The 25,125-nt window shown below is 68.2% G+C and carries 23 protein-coding genes and 1 pseudogene; 5 read left to right on the top strand and 19 right to left on the bottom strand.

The genetic code is table 11. The annotated features are described in order from the left end of the window. Positions 1–186: 186 nt before the first annotated feature. Positions 187–525: an outer membrane protein assembly factor BamE gene (locus EJV47_RS27055; RefSeq protein WP_126696347.1), complete on the bottom strand. Its 339-nt coding sequence runs from the start codon at positions 523–525 to the stop codon at positions 187–189. Positions 526–537: 12 nt separating this feature from the next. Further along, entirely contained in the window at positions 538–852 is a 315-nt protein-coding gene (locus EJV47_RS27060) for a sll1863 family stress response protein (RefSeq protein ID WP_126696348.1), read from the bottom strand. Between the two features lie 197 nt (positions 853–1,049). On the opposite strand from EJV47_RS27060, the gene EJV47_RS27065 reads away from it, so the two are divergent. Continuing rightward, the gene (locus EJV47_RS27065) at positions 1,050–1,532 is read left to right on the top strand and encodes an energy transducer TonB (RefSeq protein WP_126696349.1); all 483 of its coding nucleotides are present in this window, start codon (positions 1,050–1,052) and stop codon (positions 1,530–1,532) included. Positions 1,533–1,713: 181 nt separating this feature from the next. On the opposite strand, the gene EJV47_RS27070 is transcribed toward EJV47_RS27065, so the two are convergent. The 3 genes from EJV47_RS27070 to EJV47_RS27080 all read right to left on the bottom strand — a co-directional run bounded on the left by EJV47_RS27070 (position 1,714) and on the right by EJV47_RS27080 (position 6,192). Next, positions 1,714–4,476, bottom strand: a complete 2,763-nt coding sequence (locus EJV47_RS27070) for an N-acetylmuramoyl-L-alanine amidase (RefSeq protein ID WP_126696350.1) — start codon at positions 4,474–4,476, stop codon at positions 1,714–1,716. Between the two features lie 196 nt (positions 4,477–4,672). Further along, complete coding sequence (locus EJV47_RS27075; protein WP_126696351.1) at positions 4,673–5,233, bottom strand: hypothetical protein; 561 nt, start codon at positions 5,231–5,233, stop codon at positions 4,673–4,675. Between the two features lie 119 nt (positions 5,234–5,352). After that, positions 5,353–6,192 (bottom strand): hypothetical protein, encoded by an 840-nt coding sequence (locus EJV47_RS27080; protein WP_126696352.1) that lies wholly within the window; start codon positions 6,190–6,192, stop codon positions 5,353–5,355. 66 nt (positions 6,193–6,258) lie between these two features. On the opposite strand from EJV47_RS27080, the gene EJV47_RS27085 reads away from it, so the two are divergent. Further along, positions 6,259–7,068, top strand: coding sequence for an energy transducer TonB (locus EJV47_RS27085; RefSeq protein ID WP_126696353.1), 810 nt, complete (start codon positions 6,259–6,261; stop codon positions 7,066–7,068). A 181-nt stretch (positions 7,069–7,249) separates the two neighbouring features. Next, entirely contained in the window at positions 7,250–7,852 is a 603-nt protein-coding gene (locus EJV47_RS27090) for a hypothetical protein (protein WP_126696354.1), read from the top strand. Between the two features lie 286 nt (positions 7,853–8,138). Here the strand turns inward: EJV47_RS27090 and EJV47_RS27095 are convergent, their stop codons facing one another. From EJV47_RS27095 to EJV47_RS27110, 4 genes are all read right to left on the bottom strand, one after another. Next, a complete protein-coding gene (locus tag EJV47_RS27095) occupies positions 8,139–9,422 on the bottom strand; it encodes a dicarboxylate/amino acid:cation symporter (RefSeq protein WP_126696355.1) in 1,284 nt (427 codons plus the stop codon). A gap of 272 nt (positions 9,423–9,694) precedes the next feature. Further along, positions 9,695–10,930, bottom strand: a complete 1,236-nt coding sequence (locus EJV47_RS27100) for a PQQ-dependent sugar dehydrogenase (RefSeq protein WP_126696356.1) — start codon at positions 10,928–10,930, stop codon at positions 9,695–9,697. Positions 10,931–10,997: 67 nt separating this feature from the next. Beyond that, the gene (locus EJV47_RS27105) at positions 10,998–11,504 is read right to left on the bottom strand and encodes a hypothetical protein (protein ID WP_126696357.1); all 507 of its coding nucleotides are present in this window, start codon (positions 11,502–11,504) and stop codon (positions 10,998–11,000) included. After that, positions 11,504–12,244 (bottom strand): hypothetical protein, encoded by a 741-nt coding sequence (locus EJV47_RS27110; RefSeq protein WP_207896013.1) that lies wholly within the window; start codon positions 12,242–12,244, stop codon positions 11,504–11,506. Before EJV47_RS27110 ends, EJV47_RS27105 begins: the two co-directional genes overlap by 1 nt. Positions 12,245–12,500: 256 nt before the next feature. Here EJV47_RS27110 and EJV47_RS27115 point away from each other — a divergent pair, with 256 nt between their 5' ends. Then, positions 12,501–14,696, top strand: a complete 2,196-nt coding sequence (locus EJV47_RS27115; RefSeq protein ID WP_126696359.1) for a TonB-dependent receptor family protein — start codon at positions 12,501–12,503, stop codon at positions 14,694–14,696. A gap of 197 nt (positions 14,697–14,893) precedes the next feature. Here EJV47_RS27115 and EJV47_RS27120 read toward each other — a convergent pair whose 3' ends face one another. The 9 genes and pseudogenes from EJV47_RS27120 to EJV47_RS27155 form a co-directional block, all read right to left on the bottom strand. Further along, positions 14,894–16,036 carry a Gfo/Idh/MocA family protein gene (locus EJV47_RS27120; RefSeq protein ID WP_126696360.1) on the bottom strand — a complete coding sequence of 381 codons (1,143 nt, stop codon included), beginning with the start codon at positions 16,034–16,036 and terminating at the stop codon, positions 14,894–14,896. 351 nt (positions 16,037–16,387) lie between these two features. Beyond that, entirely contained in the window at positions 16,388–17,188 is an 801-nt protein-coding gene (locus EJV47_RS27125; protein ID WP_165903957.1) for a phosphatase PAP2 family protein, read from the bottom strand. 119 nt (positions 17,189–17,307) lie between these two features. Then, entirely contained in the window at positions 17,308–18,123 is an 816-nt protein-coding gene (locus EJV47_RS29000; protein WP_126696362.1) for a universal stress protein, read from the bottom strand. Positions 18,124–18,364: 241 nt separating this feature from the next. After that, on the bottom strand, positions 18,365–18,550 hold the full coding sequence (locus tag EJV47_RS29005; protein ID WP_207896014.1) for an aquaporin: 186 nt from the start codon (positions 18,548–18,550) through the stop codon (positions 18,365–18,367). Between the two features lie 124 nt (positions 18,551–18,674). Further along, positions 18,675–18,947, bottom strand: a pseudogene (locus EJV47_RS29185) (aquaporin); the annotation flags it as partial. Continuing rightward, on the bottom strand, positions 18,940–19,470 hold the full coding sequence (locus EJV47_RS27140; RefSeq protein ID WP_126696363.1) for a GNAT family N-acetyltransferase: 531 nt from the start codon (positions 19,468–19,470) through the stop codon (positions 18,940–18,942). The gene EJV47_RS27140 and the pseudogene EJV47_RS29185, both read right to left, overlap by 8 nt. Positions 19,471–19,575: 105 nt before the next feature. Then, on the bottom strand, positions 19,576–19,848 hold the full coding sequence (locus tag EJV47_RS27145; protein ID WP_126696364.1) for a hypothetical protein: 273 nt from the start codon (positions 19,846–19,848) through the stop codon (positions 19,576–19,578). 463 nt (positions 19,849–20,311) lie between these two features. After that, positions 20,312–20,569: a hypothetical protein gene (locus tag EJV47_RS27150; RefSeq protein WP_126696365.1), complete on the bottom strand. Its 258-nt coding sequence runs from the start codon at positions 20,567–20,569 to the stop codon at positions 20,312–20,314. Between the two features lie 23 nt (positions 20,570–20,592). Next, positions 20,593–20,775 (bottom strand): hypothetical protein, encoded by a 183-nt coding sequence (locus EJV47_RS27155; RefSeq protein WP_126696366.1) that lies wholly within the window; start codon positions 20,773–20,775, stop codon positions 20,593–20,595. 145 nt (positions 20,776–20,920) lie between these two features. On the opposite strand from EJV47_RS27155, the gene EJV47_RS27160 reads away from it, so the two are divergent. Beyond that, positions 20,921–21,223: a GNAT family N-acetyltransferase gene (locus EJV47_RS27160; protein ID WP_165903958.1), complete on the top strand. Its 303-nt coding sequence runs from the start codon at positions 20,921–20,923 to the stop codon at positions 21,221–21,223. 138 nt (positions 21,224–21,361) lie between these two features. Here the strand turns inward: EJV47_RS27160 and EJV47_RS27165 are convergent, their stop codons facing one another. Beyond that, positions 21,362–25,006, bottom strand: coding sequence for an alpha-amylase domain-containing protein (locus tag EJV47_RS27165; protein WP_126696368.1), 3,645 nt, complete (start codon positions 25,004–25,006; stop codon positions 21,362–21,364). Positions 25,007–25,125: the final 119 nt, after the last annotated feature.

The raw sequence follows: 25,125 nt of genomic DNA on the forward strand, positions 1-25,125 counted from the left end.
GGGCAGACTCGATTACTCAGAACGATAAAAGCGCCGCCCCCAACGATTGTCAGGAGCGGCGCTTTGTGGTTGACGTTATTACCGAAAAGCGTCAGTGCGTTGGTATCAGCGGCGGTGCAGGGTTGGAGGAAGGTCCTTCGGCTACGCCTCAGGATGACGTTCTGTTTTACCTAATCACCTAATCACCTAATCACCCGGCCGGTCGTCGTTGCTGGGGCGTTGGTCGCCCTGGGCTTCGGGGGCGCAGGTCTTGCTGACCACGCGGCCGTCGGAAGCGAAGGTGATTTTGATGGGCTGCGTATCGGTGGCGCTGCCGAACAGGTACGACCACACGTGGCCGCCGTCGGCGGTGGCGTCGTCGCCGGTGGGGGCGCCCATCACGCCGCGCACCTGCTCCTGGCTCATCCCGATTTCCACTTTGCGGCACTGCTCCGCGTTCTGGAAGCTTTCCTGGGCGGTGCAGGCGTTCAGGGCCCAGCCCAGCATCAGCAGCAGCAACAGGCCGGTTAGGCGTCGAATCAACATCGGGCGGCGGGCTTAGAACAAACGGCTGATGTCCTCGCGCAGCGTGTCGATGCCGCGCTTAAGGTCGGTCCACACGCTGCCGCTACGGTCGTCGTCGGCGGCGGAGGCGCGGTCGGCGGCGCCGAGCTGCTCGCCCAGCTGCTGGCGCTTCACCTCCAGGGCCGCAATGTGCTCGTGGTAATGGTGCGGGGCGCCCGCGGCGGTCGTATTGGCGCGGGCGTTCAGCGTCTTGATTTTGGTGTCCAGCTCGTCCAGGGCCTGCTGCAGCTCGCTGGTGCTGAGGTGGCGCGGGGCGCGCATGTGGTCGGGATTGGGCGTATGGCTCATAACGGTAAGCAGAGAGAGAAGGGCCGCAGCGGCGCCGGGCCGCGCTGCTTACTGCCTTGTACTGCCCCCGCGGCCGAAAAGATGCCCGCCCATGTTACCAACCTAAGGGCAACCGAAGCATAACACTGCTGTCACATATCCGGGCTGGTACGGATATACTTTTGCGGTGCTGCCACTTTAAGCCCCACACCACCGATATGCGACACGGCTACTGCTTGACTATCTTGCTGTTCCTGGGTTTAAGCGCGGGGGCGTGGGCGCAGACGGGCCGGACGCTGGCCGTCAACGGGGCCAGCGCCGACAGCGCCTCGCCGCAGAGCGACGGCGGAGCGGCTGCTCCCACTGCGGCCCCGGCCGCGCCGGCGGTGTACCACGTGGCCGAGGTGATGCCCGGCTTCCCCGGCGGCAACGCGGCCCAGCTGGCGTTTCTGCGCGACAAGCTGCGCTACCCCGACGAGGCCCTGCAGAAAGGCATTTCGGGCAAGGTGCTGGTGCAGTTCGTGGTGGATGAGCGCGGCCATTTGCTCGACCCCAAAGTGGTGCGCGGCCTCGGCGCCGGCCTCGACGAAGAAGCCCTGCGCCTGGTGCGCATCATGCCCTGGTGGACGCCCGGCCTCGTGGGCGGCCAGCCGGTGAAAGTCGCCATTACCCTGCCCATCGTCTTCCGCGCCCTGGAATAAGCGGTGAAATGGTGAGGTGGTGAAATAGTGAGTGCCGTGCTGGGTGCGCGGCGTCTGGTGGGCTGCTGGGTTGAGAAGGTCGAAACGAAACGGCCCCGACAGCATCAGCTGCCGGGGCCGTTTGACTTGGGCGTTTCACGTGGTTGGCACGTCAAAATCACCAATTCACCATTTCACCATCTCACCGGGAATTGCTGACGGGGTTCGGCAGGCTTTGGCGGAGCTGCTGCAGCGAGTCGGCGTTGCTGCGAAACAGGTTTTTGTTGGCCGGTTCCGCCTTCAACGCGTTCAGGGCCGGACCTGCGCCCAGGATGCGCGCCAGCGTGGCCCGCACGGTTGGCTCGTCGTCGTCGAAGTCGCCGTGGTGGCGGCTGGCCGACTGGCGTTCGGGCTTGAAGTCGGGGGCGGTGCTGCTGCGGATTTCGGGGGCCAGCACCAGCTCCACGTCGCCCTTCTTGACCATAGCGGCCACGTCCGCGTCGGCAAAATCCCCGGTCAGGAACTTGGCCATGCCCAGCAGCGGCGTGCCGCGGTCGTGCGGGAAGGGCCGGCGCACGGTGGCTTCCTCGAAGGCATTCGACACGAGGTACAGCAGCGACTTGTGGTAGATGTTGGCGCAGTGGTCGTCCTGCTCCACCGCGTCGTGCAGGGCAAAAACCGCCGTGCGCCCGATGCTACCGTTCTGAATGGCCGGAGCGTAGGTTTCCAGGAACAGCTCGGTGGTAACGGCCGGGGCCCAGAGCGTGCAGCTGGCCACCTGGCGCCCGTAGCCCTGCTGCCCCTTCAGCGGCCCGGAGCCGATGCGCCCGGCGGTGGTGAGCAGCTGCAGGAAGGGTCCGAGCACGATGGAGCCCGCGCTGTGGCCCACCACGTGCAGCTCCACCTCGGGGCCAAGCTCCTGCAGCAGCTCCAGCACCAGGGGCAGGGCGCCCTGCGGGCCTTCGGTGGCGAGGCGGGCGTTTTCCTTCATTTCCTGCCAGAGCATGCGCCCGCCCGCGTGCCGGGCCACCGGCTCCAGGAAGTCGTCGAGGCGGTCGAGCACAAAGTCCAGGGCCCCGTCGAGGAAGCCCTCGGGGCGGCGGCGGCGCTGCGCGTCCTGCAGCACGTTGGTGATGGTGGTCCAGAAGTCGGTTTTCCAGATCAGCGCCAGCGGGTACACCTCGTGCTTGAGCAGCTCGGCCCGGTACTCGGCCACGCGCTGCAGGGCATCGTTTTCGGCCACCAGCCCGCCGTGGGCGTAAATCAGCAGCCGCTTGCGCTGCCAGCCCTGGGTGATGCGCGGAAACTCCTCCAGCAGCAGGTGGCGCACCTCTTCCTCGTCGTTGCCGAAGGTGCCGGTGCGGCGCAGGCCCCCGTCGTTGCCCAGGCTGATAACGTGGGGGCGCAAATCGGGGAAGCTGTAGGAATTGGCCTTCACGGCGCCGTTCCAGCGGGCGGCGGCCACGGCCTGGGCCGTGCGCAGCTGCACCGGTACGCCCAGGCGCACCACCCACACGTCGGTGCCGTTGGCCAGCCAGTCGTCGTAGCTCAGGTGGGCGAAGCCCTGCCGGCCCCAGGTGTCGCCCCAGGAGTTCTGCAGCCAGAAGCCCTCTTCGTCGTAGCCCACGATGGCGAAGGCGTGGCCGCCCAGCCGGGTGTCGCCCAGCTCGATGCGGCCGTCGGCCCCCACCCGCTGCCAGCCCTCGTGCACGATGCCGGTGGCGTACAGAATGCCCACTTCGGCCAGGGCGTTGTGCATGCTCACCAGGTCCTTGTGGTTGACGCGGAAGTACGCCCCCAGCGGGCAGCGGCCGGCCGCCTGGGCCAGCTCCCCGGTGAGCCGGTGCCCGTTGGGGCCCAGGCTGGGCCAGGCCTGCTCGGTGCACACGCCGTGCTTGTGCCATCCCTTGATGGCCCCGCGGGCACTGGAGCCCTCGTAGTCCTCGCCCTCCCACTCGTCGTAGCGGCGGGCCATTTCGTAGAGCATGCGCGCCGACACGGGCTGGCAGGGCCGGGCGCGCTGCCCGAGCAGGTAGTTGGCTACCGTGGCCAGCGCAAAGCCGGTGCAGGCGCCCTCGCGGCCCTGGTCGAGCACGGGCACGCCGCACTGCTGGGCCAGGTGCTGATACTCCTCGAGCGAGCGGGTAGCCGGCACTTCGCGCAGGGTGGGCACAAACAGGGCGTCGCGGAAGTCCAGGCTGTCGGGGCGGGCGTTGAGCACGTAGCTGGGGCCGGTGGCTTTGCCCTTGCCCGCTAGACTGATAACCCGGTTGGCCCGCACCGTGTCGCTGCTGGTGCCCTCCGCGTCGAGGGCGAAGAGCTGGTCGGTGGGCGCGGCCGCGCGGGTCATGGCGGGCGTCACGGCGGCCGTAGCGTCGGCGGCCAGGGCCAGGGCGGGCCCGGTGCCGGCGCGGCCGTCGGCCAGCGCCGGGGGCAGGGCGGCCGGCAGCTTGGCCAGCTCGGCTTTCACCAGCTTCAGAAAGCCGCCGATGGTGCCTTTCGCGTCGAGCAGCAGGTGGGGGCACTGCTTGCCCGACCAGTGCTTGTGGGGCACCACGCGCTCCAGCGGCAGGCCGAAGCGCTGCAGCAGCGCGGCCGCCAGCAGGGCCGCGCGCTGGTTGGCCGCCGCCTGGTCGATGCCCGCGTTTTCGCAGATTTCGATGCCGAGGCTGCGGGCGTTGCCCAGGCTGCTGCCCGCGTGCATGCCCTGCTCGGTCAGCGGCAGGTGCTGCACGCAGCGCTTGTCGTCCACCGAGAAGTGCCACGACACGCGCCGCTTCACCGCGTCGGCCCCCTTCACGTAGCGGGCGTGCATGAGCGCGTCGGCCCCGCGGTCGGCGTTGGAGGTGTTGTGAATGGTAATGTGGGTGAGCGTGAGGGCGCGGCCGGAGCGGTTGCCGGCCCCGGGGCTGATGAAGTCCGTTTTCAGGTTCAGCCGCTCGGGCAGGGTAGGAGTAGGAGGCATGGGTTTTGGTATGATTTGGAGACGGGTGATACGGACATAGCCAACCCGGCCGGGAGCCTGCCGAAGCAGGCCCGGTGCTGATAAGCAGCCAGAAACGCCAGAAAAAGCAGCTACCCCGCAGCAGCGGGTTGGAGTGGTAATCTTATACTTTTTCGCCGGAAGGCAATAATATAATTTGTCCTATTTTGGGACGGGCCTAGCGGAAACTGCCCCACTGCCGGGGCAGGCCCAGGTCGCGGGCCAGGGGGGCAGCGGCGCTGCTCCAGAGGTGGGTCAGCAGCTCGTTCACGCCGTCGGCCAGCTCCAGGTGGTAGTCGGGGTCGAGCTTGTCGGCCAGGCGCAGGGTGGTGTCGGCGCGGCGGGCCAGGTGGCTGAGCAGGGGCTGGGTGGTGCCGCTGAGCCGGGCCACGGCGGCGGGCTGATGCCGGAACACGTTGTTGAGCAGGCGCACCGTCAGCTCCACTTCCCCGAACTGGTCGGCGGTAATCTTGCTGTGGTAGCCGATCTGGCTCTGCAGCTGGCGCAGAATGAGCAGCAAGTCGTTGGGTGTCTGGTGGTAGCCGCGCACCGGGTCGTCGATTCGCTCCCGCAGGCGGCTGCGGCGCTCCTCCAGGGCCTCGTCGCCCTCGAGCAGGCGGAACTGCAGCTGCTCGGTCAGCACCTTGTCCTGGCAGACGAGGCGCACCAGCAGCTGGTCTTTTTCCTTTTGGGGCAGGTTGAGCAGGGCTTTGCGGAGGGTGGGGGAGAGCGTGGGCATGGCGCCGGAATAAGGCGAAAGGGAAGAATCAGCCTTCAATAACGCGAAAACCGGCTTTTTGGCTCCCCAAAGGCCATCTTATTGCGCCTTTCGGGTCATTTCGCTGACCCCGACCCGGTTTAGTCCCGCAGCCGGAAATACAGGTTGCGGGCCAGGCGCTTGGTGCGCAGGTACAGCCGCCAGGGCGGGTACACCACCACGCGCTTCAGCAAGGAGGGCCGCTCGTACACCGTCATGGCCCCGATGCCGCCCATTATTGCTCTATGGCGCTGCGGCGGAATGTAGCCAACTGTGCGCACCTGCGGCAGCGGCACCGGCCCGGCCGTCAGCGGCAGGGCCAGCGCGCCCTGCACCGCGGCCGGGGTGAAAGACCGCTCCGCGCCGGGAAAACCGGGCAGCTCGGCCTTCACGCTCAGCACCTCGGCCCAGTACTCGGCCGGCACCGCCAGCTGCACCGTGCCATCGACTTCGGTCTGCGCCGTCAGCAGCGGGGCCCCGAGCCGCCACAGCTCCACCCGCGCCAAGCCCAGGCCGGCGTTGGTGGCCGCGTCGAGCACGCGCACCCGCAGCAGGCGCGGCGGCTGGTCGGGGGCCGTGGGCGGGGCCAGCTGGGTGGGGGCGGCCGACTGGGCCAGGGCCGCAGGGGGCGTCAGCAGCGGCAGCGCCAGGGCCGCCAGCAGCTGCCGCAGCGGGGCGGCGCCGGGCCAGGGCCGCCGCTGCGCCGCGGCCTCGGCCTGCTGCCGGCTGGCGGCCAGGGTATCGGCGGGGATGCGGCCGCACACGCTGCCGGCGGGGCGGCTGCGCACGATGGCGAGGATGTCGGCGGGGGCCAAATCGGTGAAATCCAGCACTTCCTTCTGGCAGCTCTGGCAAAACCGGCCGCAGGCGGTGGGCGTCATGCGGGCCCAGGCTTCCTGGCAGGGTGCCTGAATGGTGAGGTAAACGGGTGAATCGGGCATGGCAGCTTATGGAAACCACTTTGGGGCGGCATCAAGGGGGAGATGTTGCACTCCACCCGTTTCCACATGCTTCGCCCGGCTATTTTGCTGCTGCCCGCGCTGCTGAGCCTGCTGCCCCTCCGGCCAGCCGCCGCCCAAGCGCCGCCGCGCGCCTACTTCACCGCCGCCGGCCGCCGCACCGCGTCCCCCGATTCGGCCGCCTACTACACCCTGACGCAGCGGCAGGGCGCGGGCGGCACCGTGACTACCTACCGCCCCGATGGCCGCCGCCTGCACCGGGAAACGTACAGCAACCTGGCCGCCAGCCGGCTGCACGGCCCGAGCACCAGCTGGACGGACGGCCGCCGCACCGCCCTGCTCAGCTACCAGCGCGGGCAGCTGCACGGCCTGGCCCAGAGCTGGTACCCCGACGGCCGCCGCCGCTGGCAGCTGCCCTACCAGCGCGGGCAGCGGCACGGCGCCTGGCGCGTCTGGAACGCGGCGGGCCAGCTGATTCGGCTGGAAACTTACCGCCGGGGCCAGCTCATCGGGAGGCGCTGCTTTACCGCCGCGGGCCACGACACGGCCTATTTCGAGCCCAACCAGCCGGCCGGTTTTGAGGGCGGGGCAGAGGCCCTGCAGCGCTGGGTGAAGCAGGAGCTGAAATACCCGGCGCTGGCCTTGCGCAACCAGGTGGAGGGCCGGGTATTCGTGCGGTTCCGCATTGATGAGCAGGGCCGGGTGCAGGCCCCGCGGGTGCGCAAGGGCATCGGGGCGGGCTGCGACGAGGCGGCGCTGCGGGTGGTGGAGAAGATGCCGCGCTGGCGCCCGGCCTGGCGCGAAGGGCTGCCCGCGGCCTCGGAGTACGAGCTGCCGCTGGAGTTCTACCTCCAGTAGGCCTCCGGGCTGGCACGGACGCGCATCAGGGAGGGCGCGGAGGCGAAAAATGCCCGGCAGCGCGGATTGCGCCCGGGCCGGCCGCAAACGCAGTTTTGCAGCGTATTCCACCGCGGTTTGGGGCCGTGCGGGCGGGCCTCGGGGCCGGCTGCACGGCCTCTGCCGACAACCTCCAATCCGCATGAAAAACCTCTCCTCCTCCTTGCTGCTGCTCGGCAGCGCCCTGCTGTCTTTCTCCGCCCAGGCCGGCCAGCCCGGCGGCCCCGCCCTCGGCCCCCAGCGCGCCCAGGCCAGCGGCAGCACCTTCAATGTGGGCGACAACGTGGTAAACCTGGGCGTGGGCCTGGGCAGCCGCTACAGCTACGCCGGCTCGGGCGTGTCGGTGTCGCCGGCCTTTAGCCTGGGCTACGAGCGGGGCCTGCGCGAACTGGGGCCCGGCACGCTGGGCGTGGGCGTGTACGCCGGCTACCAGGGCGCCAAGTCCGATTTCGGCGGCTACGGCAGCTACAAGTTCACCGACGTCATCGTGGGCGTGCGCGGGGCCTTTCACTACCCGCTGGTCGACAAGCTCGACACCTACGCCGGCCTGGGCCTGGGCATCCGCCACGCCGGCGTGAAGTGGGAAGGCAGCAGCACCTTCGGCGGCATGGCCGCCAGCTCCACCGGCGTGTACTCGGGCCTGTTCCTGGGCGCGCGCTACTACTTCACTGAAAGCATCGGTGCCTTCGCCGAGCTGGGCTACGACCAGAGCTACCTGAAAGTCGGCCTGGCGGCGAAGTTTTAGGGTGAGTGGATGAGCGGGTGATTAGGACGAGCGGATAAAAAGCACGTCATCCTGAGCAACGCGAAGGACCTTCCTCGTACCCCGCACCGCCGCCCATACCAACGCGCCGCCGCTAACCGGCGTGAGAACAGTAAAAGCGCAGCTACCATCGGTGGCTGCGCTTTTACTGTTGGAAGTTGTTGACGTCAGAGCGTTGGCACTTTGTAGGCAGCGGCGGTGCGGGGTATGAGGAAGGTCCTTCGCGTTGCTCAGGATGACGGGCTTTATTATCCACTCAGTCACTCAGTCACTCCTCCACCGTCTCACTCTCCGCGTGCACCACGCCGGCCAGGGCCAGGCGGTTTTTCACCTCGTCGAACTCATTCTCGCTCTTGGCTACCACCACCGTGGCCACGGCGTTGCCGATGATGTTGGTAATGGCGCGGGCTTCCGACATAAACCTATCCACGCCCAGCAGCAGGGCCATGCCTTCGACGGGAATGACCTTGGTGGCCGCCAGCGTGGAGGCCAGCACCACGAAGCCAGAGCCGGTGACGCCCGCCGCCCCCTTGCTGGTGAGCATCAGAATGCCGATGATGGTGAGCTGCTGCGAGAGGCTGAGCGGGATGCCGAAGGCCTGGGCCAGGAAAATTGAGGCCATCGAGAGGTAGATGGTGGTGCCGTCGAGGTTGAAGGAATAGCCCGTGGGGATGACCAGCCCGGCCACCGAGCGGGAGCAGCCAAAGGCCGTCAGCTTGTCGATCAGCCGGGGCAGGGCCGACTCGGACGACGAGGTGCCGAGCACAATCAACAACTCCTCCTTGATGAAGCCCAGCAGCTTGAGGATGCTGAACTTATAGTAACGGGCCACCGCGCCGAGCACGCCGAAGATGAACACGGCCATGGTGAGGTACACCGAAGCCATGAGCTTGGCCAGCGGCAGCAGCGTATCCAGCCCGTAGGTGCCGATGGTGTAGGCCATGCCCCCGAAGGCGCCCAGCGGGGCCAGCTTCATCACCATGGCCAGCATGCCGAACAGCACGTGGCTCAGCCGGTCGAAGGTGCTGATGAGCGGGCGGCTCACCGTCTCGGGCAGGCGGGTGAGGGCCAGGCCGAAGAGCACCGCAATGAGCAGCACCTGCAGCACGTCGCCCTGGGCGAAGGCGCCGACCAGGTTTTCGGGCACGATGTGGGTGAAAAAGCCCACCCAGTCCATGCCCGCGGCCTGCTCGGCGTACTTCTGCGTTTCGGCCGCCTTGGCCGTGGCGGCCGAGGTATCCACGCCCGCGCCGGGCCGGAGGAGGTTGGCCGCCGCCACCCCGATAACCAGGGCCAGGGTGGTAATGATTTCAAAGTACAGCAGGGCCTTGCCGCCCACGCGCCCCACTTTCTTGAGGCTGCCGATGCTGCCAATGCCCAGCACCACCGTCAGGAAAATGACGGGCGCAATGAGCATCTTGATGAGGCGGATAAACGTCTCGCCCACCGGCTTCATGGCCGCGCCCACTGCCGGAAACAGCGCCCCGAGCAGCACGCCCAGCAGAATGGCGGTGAGAACCTGAAACGTGAGGTTGCCGGCGAGTTTTTTCATAGGGCGGGTAAGTTACGGGGATATCAGAACGTCATCCTGAGCAAAGCGAAGGACCTTCCTCGCACCTTGCACCGCCGCTGCCTACGAAGTGCAGAAGCTTAGCCACGGGGGCCGACCAACTACAAAGCGCAGCTACCGACGCCCAATCATCCGGGCCGTGGTGGCTGCGCTTGTCAGTTGGTGCTGATTAACGTCTGCACAGTGGCATCAGCGGCGGTGCAAGGTGCGAGGAAGGTCCTTCGCTTTGCTCAGGATGACGTCCTACTACCATCTTACCCCTTCGCCTTCTTCACCGGCAGCGGGGCCTGCCGGGTGGCCGTGTAGCTGATGCGGTAGATGACCCCGTTGTCGTCGTCGGAGACGAGCAGGGAGCCGTCGGGGGCGGGCACCAGGGCGCAGGGGCGGCCAAACTCGGTTTTGTCGGCCGGGTTCAGCCAGCCGGTGGCGAAGTCCTCGAACCGCTCGGGCTGGCCCTGGGCGTTGAAGCGCACCCGCACGATTTTGTAGCCCGAGGGCTGGGCGCGGTTCCAGGAGCCGTGCATGGTCACGAAGGCGTCCTGCTGGTACTCGGTCGGAAAGCTGGTGCCGCGCCCGAAGCTCAGGGCCAGCGGGGCCGAGTGGGCCTCGTAGAGCAGGCTGGGCCGCACGCACTTGGCGTCGAACTGCTCGTAGGAGTCGCCGCTCTTGGGCTTGTTGGCGGGGTAGGGCTTGCCGTCGGCAATGATGCTGGGCCAGCCGTAGTGGGCGCCTTGCCGGAGTTGGTTCAGCTCCTCGCGCTGGTCCTCGTCGCCGAGCCAGTCGATGCCGTGGTCCATGCCGAAGAGCTGCCCGGTGGTGGGGTGCCAGTCGAAGCCGATGGTGTTGCGCAGGCCGCGGGCGTACACCGTGCGGCCCGAGCCGTCGGTCTTGATTTGCAGCAGGGTGGCGTTTTCGGGGTTGTCCTCGTCGCAGGCGTTGCAGGTGCTGCCCACCGAGAGGTACAGCTGCCCGTCGGGCCCGAAGCGCAGGGTGCGGTTGGCGTGCTGGCCGGCGTCGGGCAGGTCCTTATACAGCGTTTTCGGTTCGCCCAGCGTGCCGTCGGCCTTCACGTCGGCCACGTACAGCTCGCGCACGGCGGCCACGTACAGCTTGCCGTCTTTCAGGGCCAGGCCGTGCGCGTGCGGCTTCTGCAGCACCTGCCGCTGCACTTCAGCCTTGCCGTCGTGGTCGGCGTCGCGCAGCAGCGTCACCGTCCCTTTCACCCGGTTCGACACGTACACGTCGCCGTTCGGGGCTACGGCCAGCATGCGCGGCATGTCGAGGCCCTCGGCGTAGGGGCGGATGCTGAAGCCGGCGGGCACCTTCAGCGTAGCCAGGCGCTCGGGCGTGGCGGGCAGCTTTTTGGGCAGGTAGATGTTGCCCGTCATCTTAAAAGGGGTAGCCTCGGGCGGCACGTTCTGAGCCACGGCGGGCAGGGCCAGCAGCAGGGTGGCGGCGAGGAGGAGCGGGGCGGCGGTTGGTTGCGGCATTGGTAGAGCTTGACGGATGAGGTTCGTTCAAACTCCCAATTGGGCCGCGGGGTTGCGCGGCGCGGCGCTACCACCCGTCGCCGCGGCGGCGCGGGGCAAACACGTACAGCACCGGCTCGGGGCGGTACAGGTCGAGGGCGTACTTCTTCTGGCCCAGCTGCGGCATCAGATCCAGCACATCCACCAGGCGCCCATACCGCGTGCCCGGCCCGAAGCTGATGCGCACGTTGCTTTGCTCGGCCGGATACCGCTGCCCGCGCTGCAGCCGCTCCGCCACCGCCCGCAGCATGGCCGCGTCGTGCCCCGCGTTGCCGATGAGGGCGTAGCGGTGCCAGCGGCGGCGCTGGTCCAGATCGGGCGGAAGGGTGAAGACGATGGGCGGATAGCCCCGTGCCCGGTCCTCCTGCATACTGGCCAGCGCCTTGGCCCATAGGATAGGCATACTGAGCTGCATCACGTACCGCGGCGCCGGAAACGCCACCCCCGCCAGCCGCTGCAGGGCCAGCAGCAACAGCAGCGTCAGCGGCAGCGCGCTCAGGGTAAAGCGCAGGGGGCGGCGGGCACGGCGCGGCATCAGCGGGCGGAGTTAGCGGCCCGGAGCCGGCGCAGCTGCCAGGCGGCGGCCAGCGGCAGCAGGAGCAGCAGCAGGGTGGAGTAGCGCCAGTTGGGGCGGAACAGGGGGCGCCAGGTGGCGGGCTCAAACGCGGCCAGCAGTTCAGCGCGCAACTGCTGTTGCCAGGGTGGGGGCGGTGGAAGGTATTGAAGGACCTCGCAAGTCAAGCTAGGGTATGAGGCATGGTACCCCGGCACGGTGTACGAATACAAAGCCGTCGGATACATGACTGTTGGCCGGTGCTGCGTATCAAACCAGTACTTCTTCAGCCCAACCACCTGAAACATATTCAGCATAGCCACCAGGTTGCGGTACTGGCTGCCTTGGCCGAACTGAATCCGTAGGCCCCGGTCGTGGTCCGGGTCGGCGTGCAGTTGCCGGGCTACAAACTTAGCGGTGCGGAGGTTCAGGTCGTCCTGCCACACGTTGCCGTTGAACTGCACGGTGTGCCAGGGGTGCATCGTGTCGAGCCGGGCTGGCGAGGCGTATATCTCCGCCGGGAAAAAAGAAACCCGTACACTCTCAAAATTGGTGGATGCCTGCTGTAGCGGCGGCATGCTCACCTGCAACACCCGCTGCCGGAACCGTTGCAGCTCCGGCCGCGCGGCCAGCAGCGCGCAGCCCAGGCACAGCAGCCAGGCCAAAGCCAGCAGCCCCGCCGGGAAAAACAACCTGCGCGAGTGTCGTCGAACCACGTACATGCCTCCCCTAACGCCGTAAGCTGCCCGGGGCGTATAGGCATCCGGTAGGAAGGCAGGATATTGTCTTTTTACCAAATGCTCCCTTCGCTCTGCTTTCGGAGTGCCTATACGGTGCCTATTCGGAAACTGCCCCTGCTACCCCGCATAGAAAGCGGTGTCAAATAGCACAAAACCCGGAAGCGGCCCGCCGGTTACGCTCGTAGCCAACCCCGCCCGCCGCTTTCCCGTTGGCGCAGGCGTACTCCTTACCTGTTGCATGCCCTACCGCTCCGCGCCGCTTCTGCTGCTTCTGACTACGCTGCCCGCCGTTCTGCTGGCCCAATCCCCGGCCCTGCCGCCCGACACCACCCGCCCGGCTCCGCCGCCCCGGCTGCTGCCCGAGGCTACCGTGACGGGCTACGGGCAGCGGCTACCGCTGCGCCGCACCGCCGCCGCCGTGGGCGTGGTCGAGGCCGGCGTCATCGGGCGCTTCAGCGAGGCGGCCCTTACCCAGGCCGTCAACACCCTGCCCGGGGTGCGGCTGGAAGAGCGGGCCACGGCCAGCTACCGGCTCAGCGTGCGCGGCAGCACGCTCCGCTCCCCGTTCGGAGTGCGCAACGTGAAGGTGTACTACCACGACATTCCCTTCACCGAGGCCAGCGGCAGCACCCCGCTCAACCTGCTCGACCCCAGCCAGCTCGGCCGCATCGAGGTCATCAAGGGCCCGGCCGGCAGCGCCTACGGGGCCGGCACCGGTGGGGCTGTGCTGCTGAGCAACAAGCGCCCCACGCCCGGCCAGACCCGCGCCGGTTTGGGAGTGGCCGTCGGCTCCTTTGGCCTGCGCCGCTACCAGGCCACCGCCGAAACGGCTACGGATAAGGGCTTCGTGCGGGCCCACTACGTCCGGCAGGAGCTGCGGGGCTACCGCCAGCAGAGTGCCCTGCGCCGCGACGTGCTGGCCCTCGACGGCGAGCTGGCCGCCACCGAATGCCAGACGCTGGGCCTGCACCTGCTCTACACCGATTTGCGCTACCAGCTGCCGGGCGGCCTTACCCGGGCGCAGTTCGAGCAAGACCCGCGGCAGGCCCGCCCGGGCACCGCCACCGCGCCCGGCACCGTGGCCCAGCGCACCTACTACGCCTCGCGCACCCTGCTGCTCGGCGCCACCCACGAGGTGCGCTTCTCGGAGCGGCTGACGGGCAAAACCACCGTCTACGGCACCGGCAGCGTCATTCGCACGCCCTACCTGGTCGACTTCGAGCGGAACACGCAGGTGGGCACCGGCGCCCGCAGCCGCTTCGACTACCGCACGCGCCTGGCCGGGCAGCTGCTGCGCCTCGCCGCCGGCGCCGAGGTGCAGACTTCCTTCGAGAGCAGCCGCAACTACCAGAACCGCGCTGGCCAGCCCGGGCCGCTGCGCTACGACGACGAAATCGGCACGCTCACCGGCTTCGCCTTCGCCCAGGCCGATTGGGAGCTGCCCCACGGCTGGCTGCTCACGGCCGGGGCCAGCTACAACCGCCTGCGCTACCGCATCCGCCGCTTGCAGGACGCCCTCAACGCGCCCCCGCAGCCCTACGATATAGCCCGCACGTTTCGCCCCGAACTCTCGCCCCGGCTGGCCCTGCTCAAGGAGCTGACCCCGCAGATTTCGGCCTACGCCAGCGTGGGCACCGGCTTCTCCCCGCCCACGGAAGAGGAAATCCGCCCCTCCGACGGCTCCCTGAACCAGGCGCTGCAGGCCGAGCGCGGCCGCAGCTACGAAGTGGGCCTGCGCGGCGAAGTGCTGAACCAGCGCCTGAAGTTCGACGTGGCCGCCTACGACTTCCGCCTGCGCAATACCATCGTGGTGCGCACCAACGACCTGGGCCAGCAGCTGTTCTACAACGCGGGCCACACCCGGCAGCGCGGCGTGGAAGTGGCCCTGAGCGGCTGGCTGTGGCGGCGGGTAAACGCGGAGTACCCGCTGGGAGCCAGCAAACGGGCTCTGGCCAATGACGGTTACGGCCTGCGCCTGTGGAGCAGCTACGCCTACCAGCACTACCGCTTCGGCCGCTACGCCTCGGGCGGCACCGACTTCAGCGGCAAGCGCCTCACCGGCACGGCCCCGCACACGCTCACCGCCGGCTTCGACCTGTCCGGGCAGCCGGGCTTTTACCTGAGCCCCACCGTGAGCCACCAGGCCCGCCTGCCCCTCAACGACGCCAACACCGACTACGCCGCCGGCTACTGGACCTTCGGGGCCCGCGGCGGCTGGCGCACCGAGCTGTTCGGGCTGCTGACGCTGGATGCCTACCTCGGCGTCGACAACGCCACCGACCGGCGCTACTCCCTGGGCAACGACCTGAACGCCTTTGGGGGCCGCTACTTCCAGCCCGCCCCCGGCCGCAACTACTACGGCGGCCTCAGCCTCAGCGGCTGGTCGCTGCACCGTACGGCTTCGCGCAAACGCTACGGCCTCGGGGAAGGCTGAGGCCGCAAAGTCAAAGCCGACGGGACACCCCGCGGCGGGGCATTCCCCGGGGCTATCAGCAGCTTAAAAACAGTGGTGCCACGGCTCAAAGCCGTGGCACCACGTCGTTCGGACGATAATCGTCCACAACCAAAGGTCAGCGGAGCTAACATCCGTGACCCGAAGGAAGGCGCAGCCAAATCCGCACCAATCCGTGCTTACACCCTGACCGGCTTGCCCTTGCGCGCCGCCTCGTAGATGGCCATGATGAGCTTGATGTCGCGCAGGCCTTCTTCGCCGGGCGTTTTGGGCGTCTTGTTTTGCATCACGCACTCGGCCATGTGGTCCAGCTCGGCGGCAAACTGGTTGCCCTCCTTGATCTGCGGCTGCCGCTCCCCGTCCTTGTCCCCGATTTTCATCTGGTGCTTGTAGTAGTCGGTGGCCGGGTCCAGGTCCAGCCAGGCTTTGTCGCCGTAGGCCCGGTACCGCTTCACCCCCTCGATGCTATAGGCGCTGGTGCAGCTGGCCAGCACGCCGCTGGGGAAGCGCAGGGTGAAGTGAATCACGTCTTCCACCTCCTTGAAGCGCGGGTCCGATTTGTCGGAGTACTCCTGGGCCGTCACTTCCACCGGCTCCTCGCCGGTGAGGTAGCGGGCGGCATTGAGCGAGTAGATGCCGATGTCCATCAGCGAGCCGCCGCCGGCCAGCTTTTTCTGCACCCGCCACGTGTCGGCCTGGTCCTTGTCGGGCTGCACCTGGCGGCCGTGGTCGGCGGTGACCATGCGCAGCTTGCCCAGCTCGCCTTTGCGGATTCGCTCGATGGCGTCGAGGTTGAACGGCTCGAACTGGGCCCGGTAGGCAATCATCAGTTTCTTGCCGGCCTTTTTGCAGGCCTCGATCATGCGCTGGCATTCCTCGGGCGTGTTGGCCATAGGCTTTTCGCAGAGCACGTGCTTGCCCGCCTGCGCCGCCCGGATGGTGTACTCGGCGTGCAGGCCCGGCGGCAGCACAATGTACACCACGTCGACGGCCGGGTTGTCCTTGATGGAGTCGAAGTTCTGGTAGCTGTAGATGTTCTTCGCATCGACGCCGTACTCGGCGGCCAGCTTACGGGCCTTATCGGGCGAGCCGCTCACCAGGGCCGTGATGCGGGCGTGCTTGCAGTCCTTGAAGGCGGGCATCATCTGCTCGGTGGCGTATTTGCCCAGGCCTACAATGGCGAAGCCGAGCTTTTTCTGGTTTTCGTCCTGCATAACAGAAGGGGAGAGCGAAGCCGCCGCGGCCGGCCCGGTCAGGGCCGCCGCGGCCACGCCTAGCCCGGCCTGCCGCAGAAACTGCCGGCGCGATTCAGTGGCATTCATGGAGTAAATGATTGGTCGTGAGCCTTGGCTAACGGCCCAGGTCCGGCAGGGGTTATGGGAGGGGTAGGAGGGTAGGAGGGTGTGGGGGTAAGAGTTGTGAGGGGGAAAAAAGAACGTCATCCTGAGCAACGCGAAGGACCTTCCTCGCACCCTGCACCGCCGTAACCTATGAAGTGCATACGCTCTACTGAGGGCCGTAAACAGTGCAGCCACCAACTTCTGGGGCGTTGGTGGCTGCGCTCTTATCGTTCTGACAGAGCAACGTCTGCACGTTGGCATCAGCGGCAGTGCGGGGTGCGAGGAAGGTCCTTCGCTCTGCTCAGGATGACGTTCTTTTCTCCTACCCTAACCCTACTGCGGCCGCCAGACCACCGTCAGGCCGGTGGCGCCGGGGTAGAGCAGCGGCATCACGCCGTATTTGCCGGGCAGGGGCTTGCGGCCCCAACGGTTGCGGTGGGTGAGGTAGCCGATGTGGGCCGACAGGATGCCCACGCCCGCCCCGGCCACCACGTCCGACTGCCAGTGGCGGTTGTTGAGCATGCGCAGGGCGCCCACGCCGGTGGCAATGGTGTAGGCCCCGATGCCGTACCACTGGCTTTTGTCGCGGAACTCGGTGTGCACGATGCTGGCGGCCAGGAAAGCCTGCGCCGTGTGGCCCGAGGGGAAGGAGTTGCGCGTCGAGCCGTCGGGGCGCAGCACCTTGGTGGTGTTCTTCACCGCGAAGGTCGTCAGCCCGAAAATGGCCTCCGATTTCAGGATGACCAGCAGGGTGTTGAGCCGGTCGTTGCGGCCTTCCACCCCGGCAATCTGCACCAGGGCCAGCTCGGCGTAGGGCGCGAAGATGAGGTAGTCGTCGACCTTGGTGTGGAAGTTGGGGAAGGCCCGCCGGATGTCGCGGCGCGCGTCGTAGCTGCTGTAGATGCCGTTGCCGTTGATGGTGCTGGCCCCGTAGCCGATGAGCAGGGCCGGAACGATGGTCGCCTTGAACAGCTTGCTTTTGTACCAGGGCTGCTTGGCCACCGGCTCGTTTACCGGGTCCACGTACTTCTTGGTGGTGTCGGGCGCGGCCGGGGCGGGGTTCTGCGGAATCTGGGCCTGAGCCGCCCCGATGGTTAGCCACAAGGCCAGCAGGAGAGAGGAAAAGTTGCGCATAGAAGCCAGGTAATGCCGGAAAATGAACCGGCTGCCGGGGGCGGCAGCCGGAGGTAACATTGCGGTAAAGTTAGAACGGATTTGCCCGAATTCTGGCTACCCGCGGCGACCCGAAGCGCTTAGTCGGCGTGCTCCGGCAGCACCAGCACGGGCTGAGTTGCCTCGCGCACCACGGCCGCCGTCACGCTCTGGTGAAACAGCTGGCCCAGAAAGCTGCGGCGCCGGGCCACCAGTACCAGCAAATCGGGCTGCAGCTGCCGGGCCGCCGCGGCCAGCCCCGCCGCGGGCTCCGGGTGGGCGTAGCCCTGCGCTTCGGCCGGCCCAAAACCGGCCAGCAGCCCCGCCTGCCGGGCATTGTCGAAGGCGCGGGCGGGGTTGCTGGCGCCCGCGTCGTCGGCCACGAAGGCGACCGTGAGGGCGGCCTGGCCCAGCAGCGGCGCCAATCCGGCCGTGCTGCGGACGCTGGGCAGCGGCTGCTCGTCGACGGCCAGCAGGGCGCGCTGCGGGGGCACGGCGGCGGCGCTGCCCTGGGGCACCAGCAGCAGCGGGCAGGGCAGGTGGCGCAGCAGACTCAGGGAAGTGGTGCGCACCAGCTCGTCGGGCACCGGGCCTAGCTCGGGGCGGCCGAGCACCAGCAAATCGGCGCCGCGCTGGCGTACGGCGGCCGTCACCTCGGCGGCCAGCTCCCCGCTCACCACGGCGGCGCTGGCGGGCAGGGCGGCGGGCAGCGTCTGCAGGCGCTGGCGCAGCAGGGCGTGGGCCTCGTCCTCAGTTTCGGCCACGGAGCCGGCCGTGAGGGCATCGGGGCTGAGCAGGCTGGGGCGCACGTGCAGCAGCACCAGCTGGGCGCCGCCAGGCGCGGCCAGAGCAGCGGCATAATGCAGGGCGTGGTCGGCGGCGGCCGAGAAGTCGGTCAGGACGAGCAGGGTCAGCATGAGCGGGGCGAAATGGGGCCGCGCCGACGGTGGCGCGGTCGGGGCCGCAGTTTACGAGTTCCGCCGCAGTAGCCCGGCCTCAGCCCGGCTGATTTTCGACAGGTTTCCGCGGGCTCAGGCTGCCCGTAGGGGGCGGAACGGGCGCGGCGGCCGTTGCGGCCTCGGGCGCTAACTCGGCTTCGGGCTGCAGCAGGCCCGCCATCGGCACGGCCAGCAAAGCGCCCAGCACCGGGGCCGTAAGCTACACCCACAGGTGCTGCAGCTGCCCGTTGACGAGGGCCGGCGCCAGGGAGCGGGCCGGGTTCATTGAGGCCCCGCAGATGGGGCCGGCCACCAGGGCTTCCAGCGCCACCACGGCGCCCACCACCAGCCCGGCCGTAATGCCCTTCTCCTTGGCCCCGGTCGATACGCGCAGTACCACCAGCATCAGCAGCAAGGTCAGCAGCCCAAACGACTGCCCCGCCGAGCCCGCCGGCAGCGTGGCCCCGAGCGTGCTGGCCGTGGGGAACAGCCCTGGGCAGCAGCAGGCTGCCGCCCAGGGCGCCCACCGTCTGGGCCAGCACGTAGCCCGGCACTCGGCGCCAGCTGAAACGCCCCGCCGCGGCAAAAGCCAGCGTCACGGCCGGGTTCAGGTGCGCGCCCGATACTTCGCCGAAGGTGTAAATCAGCGCTACGACTACCAGTCTGAAGGCCGCCGCCACCCCGCCGTGCCCGATGCCCCCGCGCAGCTCGTCGACCACCACCGCGCCGGTGCCCAGCAGCATCAGAAAGGCCGTGCCCAGGACTTCGGACAGCAAAGCCGCTTGCCAGGCCCGGTTACGCATAGCGCCCGTCCGTCACCTCCAGGGCCTGTTCGGTGCCTACCAGGGCGCTGCGGCGCTCCAGCAGCAGCGTGTCGCGCCAGCGCCCGTCGGCCATGCGCCCGATTCGCTCCCGCCGACCCACCAGCCGGAAGCCGGCGGCCTCGTGCAGGCGCACACTCGGCTCGTTTTCGGGGAAGATGCCGGCCTGCAGCGTCCACATGCTGTTGGCTTCCGATTCGGTTATCAAGGCCAGCAGCAGCTCCCGGCCCAGGCCCCGGCCGCGCGCTGCGGGCGCCACGTACACGCTCACCTCGGCCACGCCCCCGTACACGCAGCGCCCCGACACCGGCGACAACGCCGCCCAGCCCAGCACCTGCCCGGCCTCGTCGAGGGCCACTAGGCGGCTATGCGCGAGGTGGCCGCGGTGCCACTCGTCCCAGGCGGGCACGGTGGTGGCAAAGGTGGCGTTGCCGGTGGCAATGCCAGCCGCGTAAATGGCGCTGACCGCGGGCCAGTGCGCTTCCATCAGGGGCTGAATACTCATGCTACGAAGAAACAGGGTGCGGGCCATATCTACCGCATGGGCGCCAAAAAGCCGCCCGGCCGATTCGCGGAGGAAGCGGCCGGGCGGCTTGGGGCAGCAAGGGGGTTAGTGCGTGCGGTTTTCCGGGTCGAAGCCGGCCGTATCGTCGCTGAGCGTGGGTGGGCGCGGGGTGGCCGTGTCGTCGCTGCCGTCGGAATAGAGGCGGTCGGCCACGTTGCGGGCCATAATCTGCCCGTGGGTTTCGCGGTTGAGCATGGCCGTGCTGCCGCCCTCGGTGTTGTTGTTTTCCTGGGCCGCGTCGGGGCGGTCGGCGGCGTGGTCGGCCGGCTGCTGGCGCTCGGGCTTATCGGCGCCGCCGGACTTGGAATTCGATGCCATGGTTGCGTGGGATTGAAGATGGAACGTACTACTGGCTGTACGCAGCCGGCGCGGCAGTGGCCGAATTCGGCTGCGGCAAGGGGATGAAAGTGGTTGATTGTAAACCTGGTTGCTTGGTTTCAAGCGCCGGCCAAGGCAGAGCTAACAGCTAGTTCCCCTGCTCAGCTGATTTCGCGCACCAAGGGGCGTGGGACTGGGGGATAGTTGAAAAACCAGAGCTAGAAAAGCCTAGGCTATAATCATCTGTCATGTCGAGCCCCGCGAGACATCTCGCGTGCTGACTATAGACAGTAATTTCTAACTCTGGTTCTCCAACCACCCCCAGCCCCACGCCGCTTGATGCGCGGAATCAGCTGAGCAGGGGACCTTAACTTTTAGCCTTGAACGCCGCCGCCCCGGCGGGCCTGCTCCAACCCATCGGGAAGAAGCGGCCCGCCGGGGCGGCTACGGGAGGCAGGGCGGCTTAGTCGGCGCGCACGTTGCGGTTTTCCTCGCCGGGCACGCGCTCCTCGTTGCCGAGGTGCTGGGAAGCCGGCTGGTTGATGGCCGAGGTCAAATCGGAGGTGTCCGCGTCGGGGGCGGGCTGGTCCAGAATCTGGCCGTAGGTTTCACGGTCCAGCATCGACTGCGTGGTGCCTTCCGGATTGGGCTGGGGCGGCAGGGCGCCGGCGTTATGGGGCTGCTGGGACTCGGGGGCGGGTTCAGGCGTGGACTTGCTCATAAACTCAAGGGGCGGAAAAGGAATTAGTCGACGGGGTAGAGGCTGCGGCTGGCCGGGTCCATGTGTTCCCAGTAGCGCACCCGCAGGGCCGGGCGGGTAGCCACCGAAGCCAGGGCGGTCGGGGAGGCAGGGGAAGCGGGGCTGGCCGGGGCGGTGGGGGACTGAGCCGACCCGGCGGGGCCTGGGGAGGTAGGAGTTTGATTCATAGGGGGTAAGAGCTTTGGCAGCCGGTGGTGGGAGCACCGGCCCTGGCTTGTACGCAAAACCGGCCCGAACGGACGAGGGCCGCGGTGCGTACTCAGCAAGCCGCTATTCCGTACCAACGCCACTCCGCTCTGAATGCCAGCCTCCATGCACGTCGAACACCAATCCGAAGACCAGACTTTTTACCTGACGGCCCACGGCTACGAGGGCGAATTGGCCTACAGCCGCCCCGCCGGCGGGGTGGTCGATTTCCAGCACACCTTCGTCGATGAGCACCTGCGCGGAAAGGGCGCCGCCGAAGCCCTGGCCCGCGCCGGCCTCGACTGGGCCCGCGCCGAGGGCCTGCGCGTGCGCACGGGTTGCCCTTACATGCGCAAGTTTGTGGAGCAGCACCAGGAGTACCAGGAGTTGCTGGACCCGAACGCCCCCGAAACCGAAGCCGTCGACTGAGCCAGGTAGTTGGTAGGAGGTAATTGGTAATAGGACGGATAGCTTTTGTCCGACTACCCATTACCCACCCAACGCCAACGGCCGCCCCCGAAACCGGGAGCGGCCGTTGCTGCGGTAAGTATTAGTCCGCGGCTGGCGTTACTGCTTGAGCACTTTCAGGTGCTGCTGCGGGCCCCCCTCGAGGCCGATGGTGAGCATGTAGACGCCGGGCGCGAGGCGGCGCAGCGTTTCGCTGAGCTGCTGCTCGGCCGCGGCGGGCGTCAGCTGCCGGCCCTCGTAAGCGGTGCGGCCCGCGGCGGTGCGCAGCGTGAGCTGCAGGCTGGCGTCGGCGGGCAGGCCGAGCAGGCGCACCTCGCCGGTGGTGGGGTTGGGCGTGAGCGTGAGGCTCGGCGTGCCGCCGGCCACGTACTGCACCGCGCTCAGCGTGGCCCGGCCGTCGGTATCCACCTGGCGCAAGCGGTAGTAAGCCGCCTGCGGGGCCGCCGCGTCGCGGAGCTGGTAGTCGTGGCGGTGGCTGCTGGTGCCCTGGCCCGCCACCCGCCCGAGGGCACGGAAGCTGCGCCCGTCGGTCGATTTTTCCACCTCAAAATAGGCGTTGTCCTGCTCCTGGGCCGTGGCCCAGCGCAGCAGCACCGCCCCGCCGCTCTGCCGCTCCGCCGCGAAGCGCAGCAGCATCACCGGCAACACCGTGCCGCTGGTGCCCACGCTGAAGGGCGAGAAGCTGCTCACGCCCGCCGCCGTCAGCGTGTACGGCCCGCTACCGCTCACGGCCGACGAGGCGTAGGAGCCCCAGCTACCGTTGCCGTTGTAGTGCATCACGGCGGCCCGGCTGCGGTCGAAGCCGGCGTTTTCGTCGCTGCTGTTCCACTGGAAGGTCATATCGGCCGTGAGCGGGCCGCTGGGGCTCACGTCCCAGGTGCGGTTCACGAAGGCGGTGGCCTGGGCGTGCGGGGCGCCGCTGGTGCCGTTTTGCAGCACCGCGCCGGCCACGCGCACGGGCACGGTGGCCGTGGTGCTGCCGGTGTTCAGCAGGCTAAGCGGGGTGTAGCTGGCAGCCGTGCCCACCGGGTAGAGCACCGTGGTGCCCACGGCCACCGGGCGCACCACGGCCCCGCCGCTGGCCGGGTCGTTTTTGGTCACCACGTAGCGGCTCTGGTCGGCCCCGCTGATGGTGGCGGTGGCCGTCAGGGTCAGGTTCTGGTCGTCGAGGACGAGGTGGCCGCTGCTGAACGTCAGCGCGCCCGTCACGCTTACCGGGCTGAGCAGGCGCACATCGGCGGGGTTGTTGATGGTCAGGCCCGCGAAGCTCAGGCCCGGGCCGCTCAGCGTCTGGGTGCTGCTGCCGGCCAGCTCCACGGTGCCGCCGGCCGTCAGGGTGCCGGCCGCGGTCAGGTTACCCGTCAGGCGCAGGGTCGTGCCGGCGTCCAGGGTCAGCGCGGCGCCGGCTTCCACCGTCAGGTGGCGGGCCAGCAGGGTACCGCCGCTGAGGTCGGGCATCACGCTGCTACCGGCGGGCACCAGCACGTCGACGCCGGCTGCGGGCAGCAGGCCGCCTTCCCAGTTGCGGCAGTTGGTGGGGTCGGTGCTGTTGTCGTTGCCGGTCCAGATGGCGGCGGTATTGGCGGCCAGGGTGGTGCGGGCGTCGGGGCCGGTCGGGGCCGTGTAGGTTACCTTCACGTAGCAGCGCTGGCCGCCGTAGGTGGCGGCCGTGTTGCGCAGCTTCAGCGCGAGCCAGCCGGTAGTGGCGGGCGTGTAGGTGCCGGTGATGGTAGCCGCACCGCTGGCCGTGTGCAGGCGGCTGCCCTGCAAGTCGTAGAGGCCAAACGTCAGCTGGCGGCCGGTGTTGGGCAGCTCGGGGTACAGTTCGTAGCTCACCGCCTGGCCGGCCTGCACGTAGATTTTGCCCACCACGCGCTGGTTGGTGGAGTTATCGGGCAGGCGGCCGCCCTGGCCCAGGCTCTGGCAGTTCCGGTCGCCCAGGTCGTCGGCCAGCTCCCACTCCTGGGTGGTGGCGGTGGCGCGGGCCGGCAGCACGTTGTTGGCATCCTGGCCCACCGGCGCCCACACCGAGTAGCCGCGCCGGCCGCCCAGGGCCGAGCCGTTGCAGGGCGGCGTGTTCACGGGCACGCGCTGGTCCTGCGGCACGGTGTAGGTGGCCGAGCCGTTGGCCCCGGAGTAGTCCTTGAGCACGGTGCCGGGCGCGAAGTCCGAATCAACCCAGGTTTGCTGCCAGGTGTCCCAGTTGTCGTTGATGCCGATGAGGGCCTTGGCGCTGCGCTCGATGATGAGGTGGTCGGGGCTCTGCCCGCGCTTCTTAAAGGCACCGTCCTTGAAGCGCAGGTTCTGGTGGCACCAGATCAGGTTCACCAAATCGTCGCGCACGGGCAGGTCGGTGGTGGAAGACGGCAGGTGCGAAAACCGCTTCCCGGTGCCGCCCACGTTGAACAGGTCCTCAAAAAATACCTGCGGGCTGCCGTCGAAGGCAAAGGCCACGGCGTAGGCGACCGAGAGGCGCGGGTTGAACGGGTCGATGTGCGGGGCCAGCTCCGAGCCGGTATTCCAGCCGGTGTAGTTGCCGGTGGCCGACAGCTGGGGCCGGAAGGTGTCGTGGTTGTTGACGAAGGGCACCGTGCGGTGCACGTACACCGCCGACGCGCCCGAGCCGTACTGGGCCACGGCCTGGGCCTGCTGGTAGTCCGGCAGCGTGCCGATGTCGAAGCCGCCGTTGCCGTTGACCATGTTGTTGAGCCCCTCGCGCAGCCCGAAGTCGAAGGTGCCCATGAGAAACTCCGAGCCGTTGTTGCGGTAGCGCACGTCGTTTACGTAGCCGTCCAGCTCGTTTTTGCCGCCCACGTACTCGCCCACGTTGAACATGGCCTCGCCGCCGTTGGCCCAGCCGGCCAGGTACTTCAGGTTGTAGCTCCAGTCCTGCTGGGCGGCGTAGCTGAAGTGCTTCACCGCGTCCCAGCGGAAGCCGTCGACGGCGGTTTGCTTCTTGAGCCACAGCAGCCAGCTGCGGGCCTGGTCGCGGGAGTAGCCGGGGCCCTGGGTGGGGTTGTAGCCGGAGTTGGTGCTCGGGCCGTAGCCGTCGGAGCCGCCGTCGTCACCGTAGCAGAAGTCGGGCCCGAAGTAGGGCGCGGTCATGGGCTGGCCCGTGTCGTTGTGCCCGAGGTGGCCGTGGAAGTTGGGGTAGTTTTTGGTCCAGCGGCCCTGGCGCACGAGGTATTCGGCCGCCGTTTCGCCGGTTTCGGGCAGGGGCGTGGCGTAGCAGGCGTAGCGGAAGGTCTTGTAGCCCGAGTTGGTGGGCAGGGAGTAATTCGGCTCCGGGTCCTGGCCGCCCGCACCGGTGTTGGTGCCGGCCCCGTCGGCGTGGTTGAGCACCACGTCCTGAATGACCTCGATGCCGTTGGCGTGCAGCACCGCAATCAGGCGCAGCAGCTCGTCCTTGGTGCCCACGCGGGTGCCGGTGCCGCCCTTCTGGTACTTGTCGCCCAGGTCGTAGTGGTCGAAGGGCGAGTAGCCCACGTCCGACACGGCGTTCTTGTTTTTCGAGGTCGGCGGAATCCACACCGCGTCGATGCCCATGCTCTTGAGGCGCGGGGCCAGGTCTACCAGGTAGTTGGCCCAGCCGGCGGGGTAGTTGGAGTTCCAGTAGTCCCACCAGAAGGCCTGGAGTACTACTTTTTTGTGGGTTTGCTGGGCCTGGCCCGTCAGGCCAAACAGCAGCAGCAAGGCCAGCAGCAGCGGCCAGCGCCGGCTGCGGCGGGAGTAAGATTGTTGCATACGCAAATGGGTGGGAAAGTGCAGGAAGAGCGGTACAGACGGGCGCCCGGCAGCCGGGCATCCGCCCCTGCAAGTTACGGCGCAGGTCAGGGTATTTGCAACGCCGGTATTGCGCTAAT

This window comes from Hymenobacter gummosus, from assembly GCF_003970915.1.
GTDB classification, from domain to species: Bacteria; Bacteroidota; Bacteroidia; order Cytophagales; family Hymenobacteraceae; genus Solirubrum; species Solirubrum gummosum.

What these genes read in the sequence shown, in the direction of transcription:
- EJV47_RS27100 (WP_126696356.1), bottom strand. Translation starts at nt 10,930, where the DNA reads ATGCCGCAACCAACCGCCGCCCCGCTCCTCCTCGCCGCCACCCTGCTG.
- EJV47_RS27095 (WP_126696355.1), bottom strand. Translation starts at nt 9,422, where the DNA reads ATGAAAAAACTCGCCGGCAACCTCACGTTTCAGGTTCTCACCGCCATT.
- EJV47_RS27120 (WP_126696360.1), bottom strand. Translation starts at nt 16,036, where the DNA reads ATGAATGCCACTGAATCGCGCCGGCAGTTTCTGCGGCAGGCCGGGCTA.
- EJV47_RS27145 (WP_126696364.1), bottom strand. Translation starts at nt 19,848, where the DNA reads ATGGCATCGAATTCCAAGTCCGGCGGCGCCGATAAGCCCGAGCGCCAG.
- EJV47_RS27115 (WP_126696359.1), top strand. Translation starts at nt 12,501, where the DNA reads ATGCCCTACCGCTCCGCGCCGCTTCTGCTGCTTCTGACTACGCTGCCC.
- EJV47_RS27070 (WP_126696350.1), bottom strand. Translation starts at nt 4,476, where the DNA reads ATGCCTCCTACTCCTACCCTGCCCGAGCGGCTGAACCTGAAAACGGAC.
- EJV47_RS27155 (WP_126696366.1), bottom strand. Translation starts at nt 20,775, where the DNA reads ATGAATCAAACTCCTACCTCCCCAGGCCCCGCCGGGTCGGCTCAGTCC.
- EJV47_RS27110 (WP_207896013.1), bottom strand. Translation starts at nt 12,244, where the DNA reads ATGTACGTGGTTCGACGACACTCGCGCAGGTTGTTTTTCCCGGCGGGG.
- EJV47_RS27140 (WP_126696363.1), bottom strand. Translation starts at nt 19,470, where the DNA reads ATGAGTATTCAGCCCCTGATGGAAGCGCACTGGCCCGCGGTCAGCGCC.
- EJV47_RS27125 (WP_165903957.1), bottom strand. Translation starts at nt 17,188, where the DNA reads ATGCGCAACTTTTCCTCTCTCCTGCTGGCCTTGTGGCTAACCATCGGG.
- EJV47_RS27075 (WP_126696351.1), bottom strand. Translation starts at nt 5,233, where the DNA reads ATGCCCACGCTCTCCCCCACCCTCCGCAAAGCCCTGCTCAACCTGCCC.
- EJV47_RS27065 (WP_126696349.1), top strand. Translation starts at nt 1,050, where the DNA reads ATGCGACACGGCTACTGCTTGACTATCTTGCTGTTCCTGGGTTTAAGC.
- EJV47_RS27160 (WP_165903958.1), top strand. Translation starts at nt 20,921, where the DNA reads ATGCACGTCGAACACCAATCCGAAGACCAGACTTTTTACCTGACGGCC.
- EJV47_RS27090 (WP_126696354.1), top strand. Translation starts at nt 7,250, where the DNA reads ATGAAAAACCTCTCCTCCTCCTTGCTGCTGCTCGGCAGCGCCCTGCTG.
- EJV47_RS29000 (WP_126696362.1), bottom strand. Translation starts at nt 18,123, where the DNA reads ATGCTGACCCTGCTCGTCCTGACCGACTTCTCGGCCGCCGCCGACCAC.
- EJV47_RS27055 (WP_126696347.1), bottom strand. Translation starts at nt 525, where the DNA reads ATGTTGATTCGACGCCTAACCGGCCTGTTGCTGCTGCTGATGCTGGGC.
- EJV47_RS27080 (WP_126696352.1), bottom strand. Translation starts at nt 6,192, where the DNA reads ATGCCCGATTCACCCGTTTACCTCACCATTCAGGCACCCTGCCAGGAA.
- EJV47_RS27060 (WP_126696348.1), bottom strand. Translation starts at nt 852, where the DNA reads ATGAGCCATACGCCCAATCCCGACCACATGCGCGCCCCGCGCCACCTC.
- EJV47_RS27150 (WP_126696365.1), bottom strand. Translation starts at nt 20,569, where the DNA reads ATGAGCAAGTCCACGCCTGAACCCGCCCCCGAGTCCCAGCAGCCCCAT.
- EJV47_RS29005 (WP_207896014.1), bottom strand. Translation starts at nt 18,550, where the DNA reads ATGCTGGTGGTACTGCGCGTATCGACCGGGGCCAAGGAGAAGGGCATT.
- EJV47_RS27105 (WP_126696357.1), bottom strand. Translation starts at nt 11,504, where the DNA reads ATGCCGCGCCGTGCCCGCCGCCCCCTGCGCTTTACCCTGAGCGCGCTG.
- EJV47_RS27085 (WP_126696353.1), top strand. Translation starts at nt 6,259, where the DNA reads ATGCTTCGCCCGGCTATTTTGCTGCTGCCCGCGCTGCTGAGCCTGCTG.
- EJV47_RS27165 (WP_126696368.1), bottom strand. Translation starts at nt 25,006, where the DNA reads ATGCAACAATCTTACTCCCGCCGCAGCCGGCGCTGGCCGCTGCTGCTG.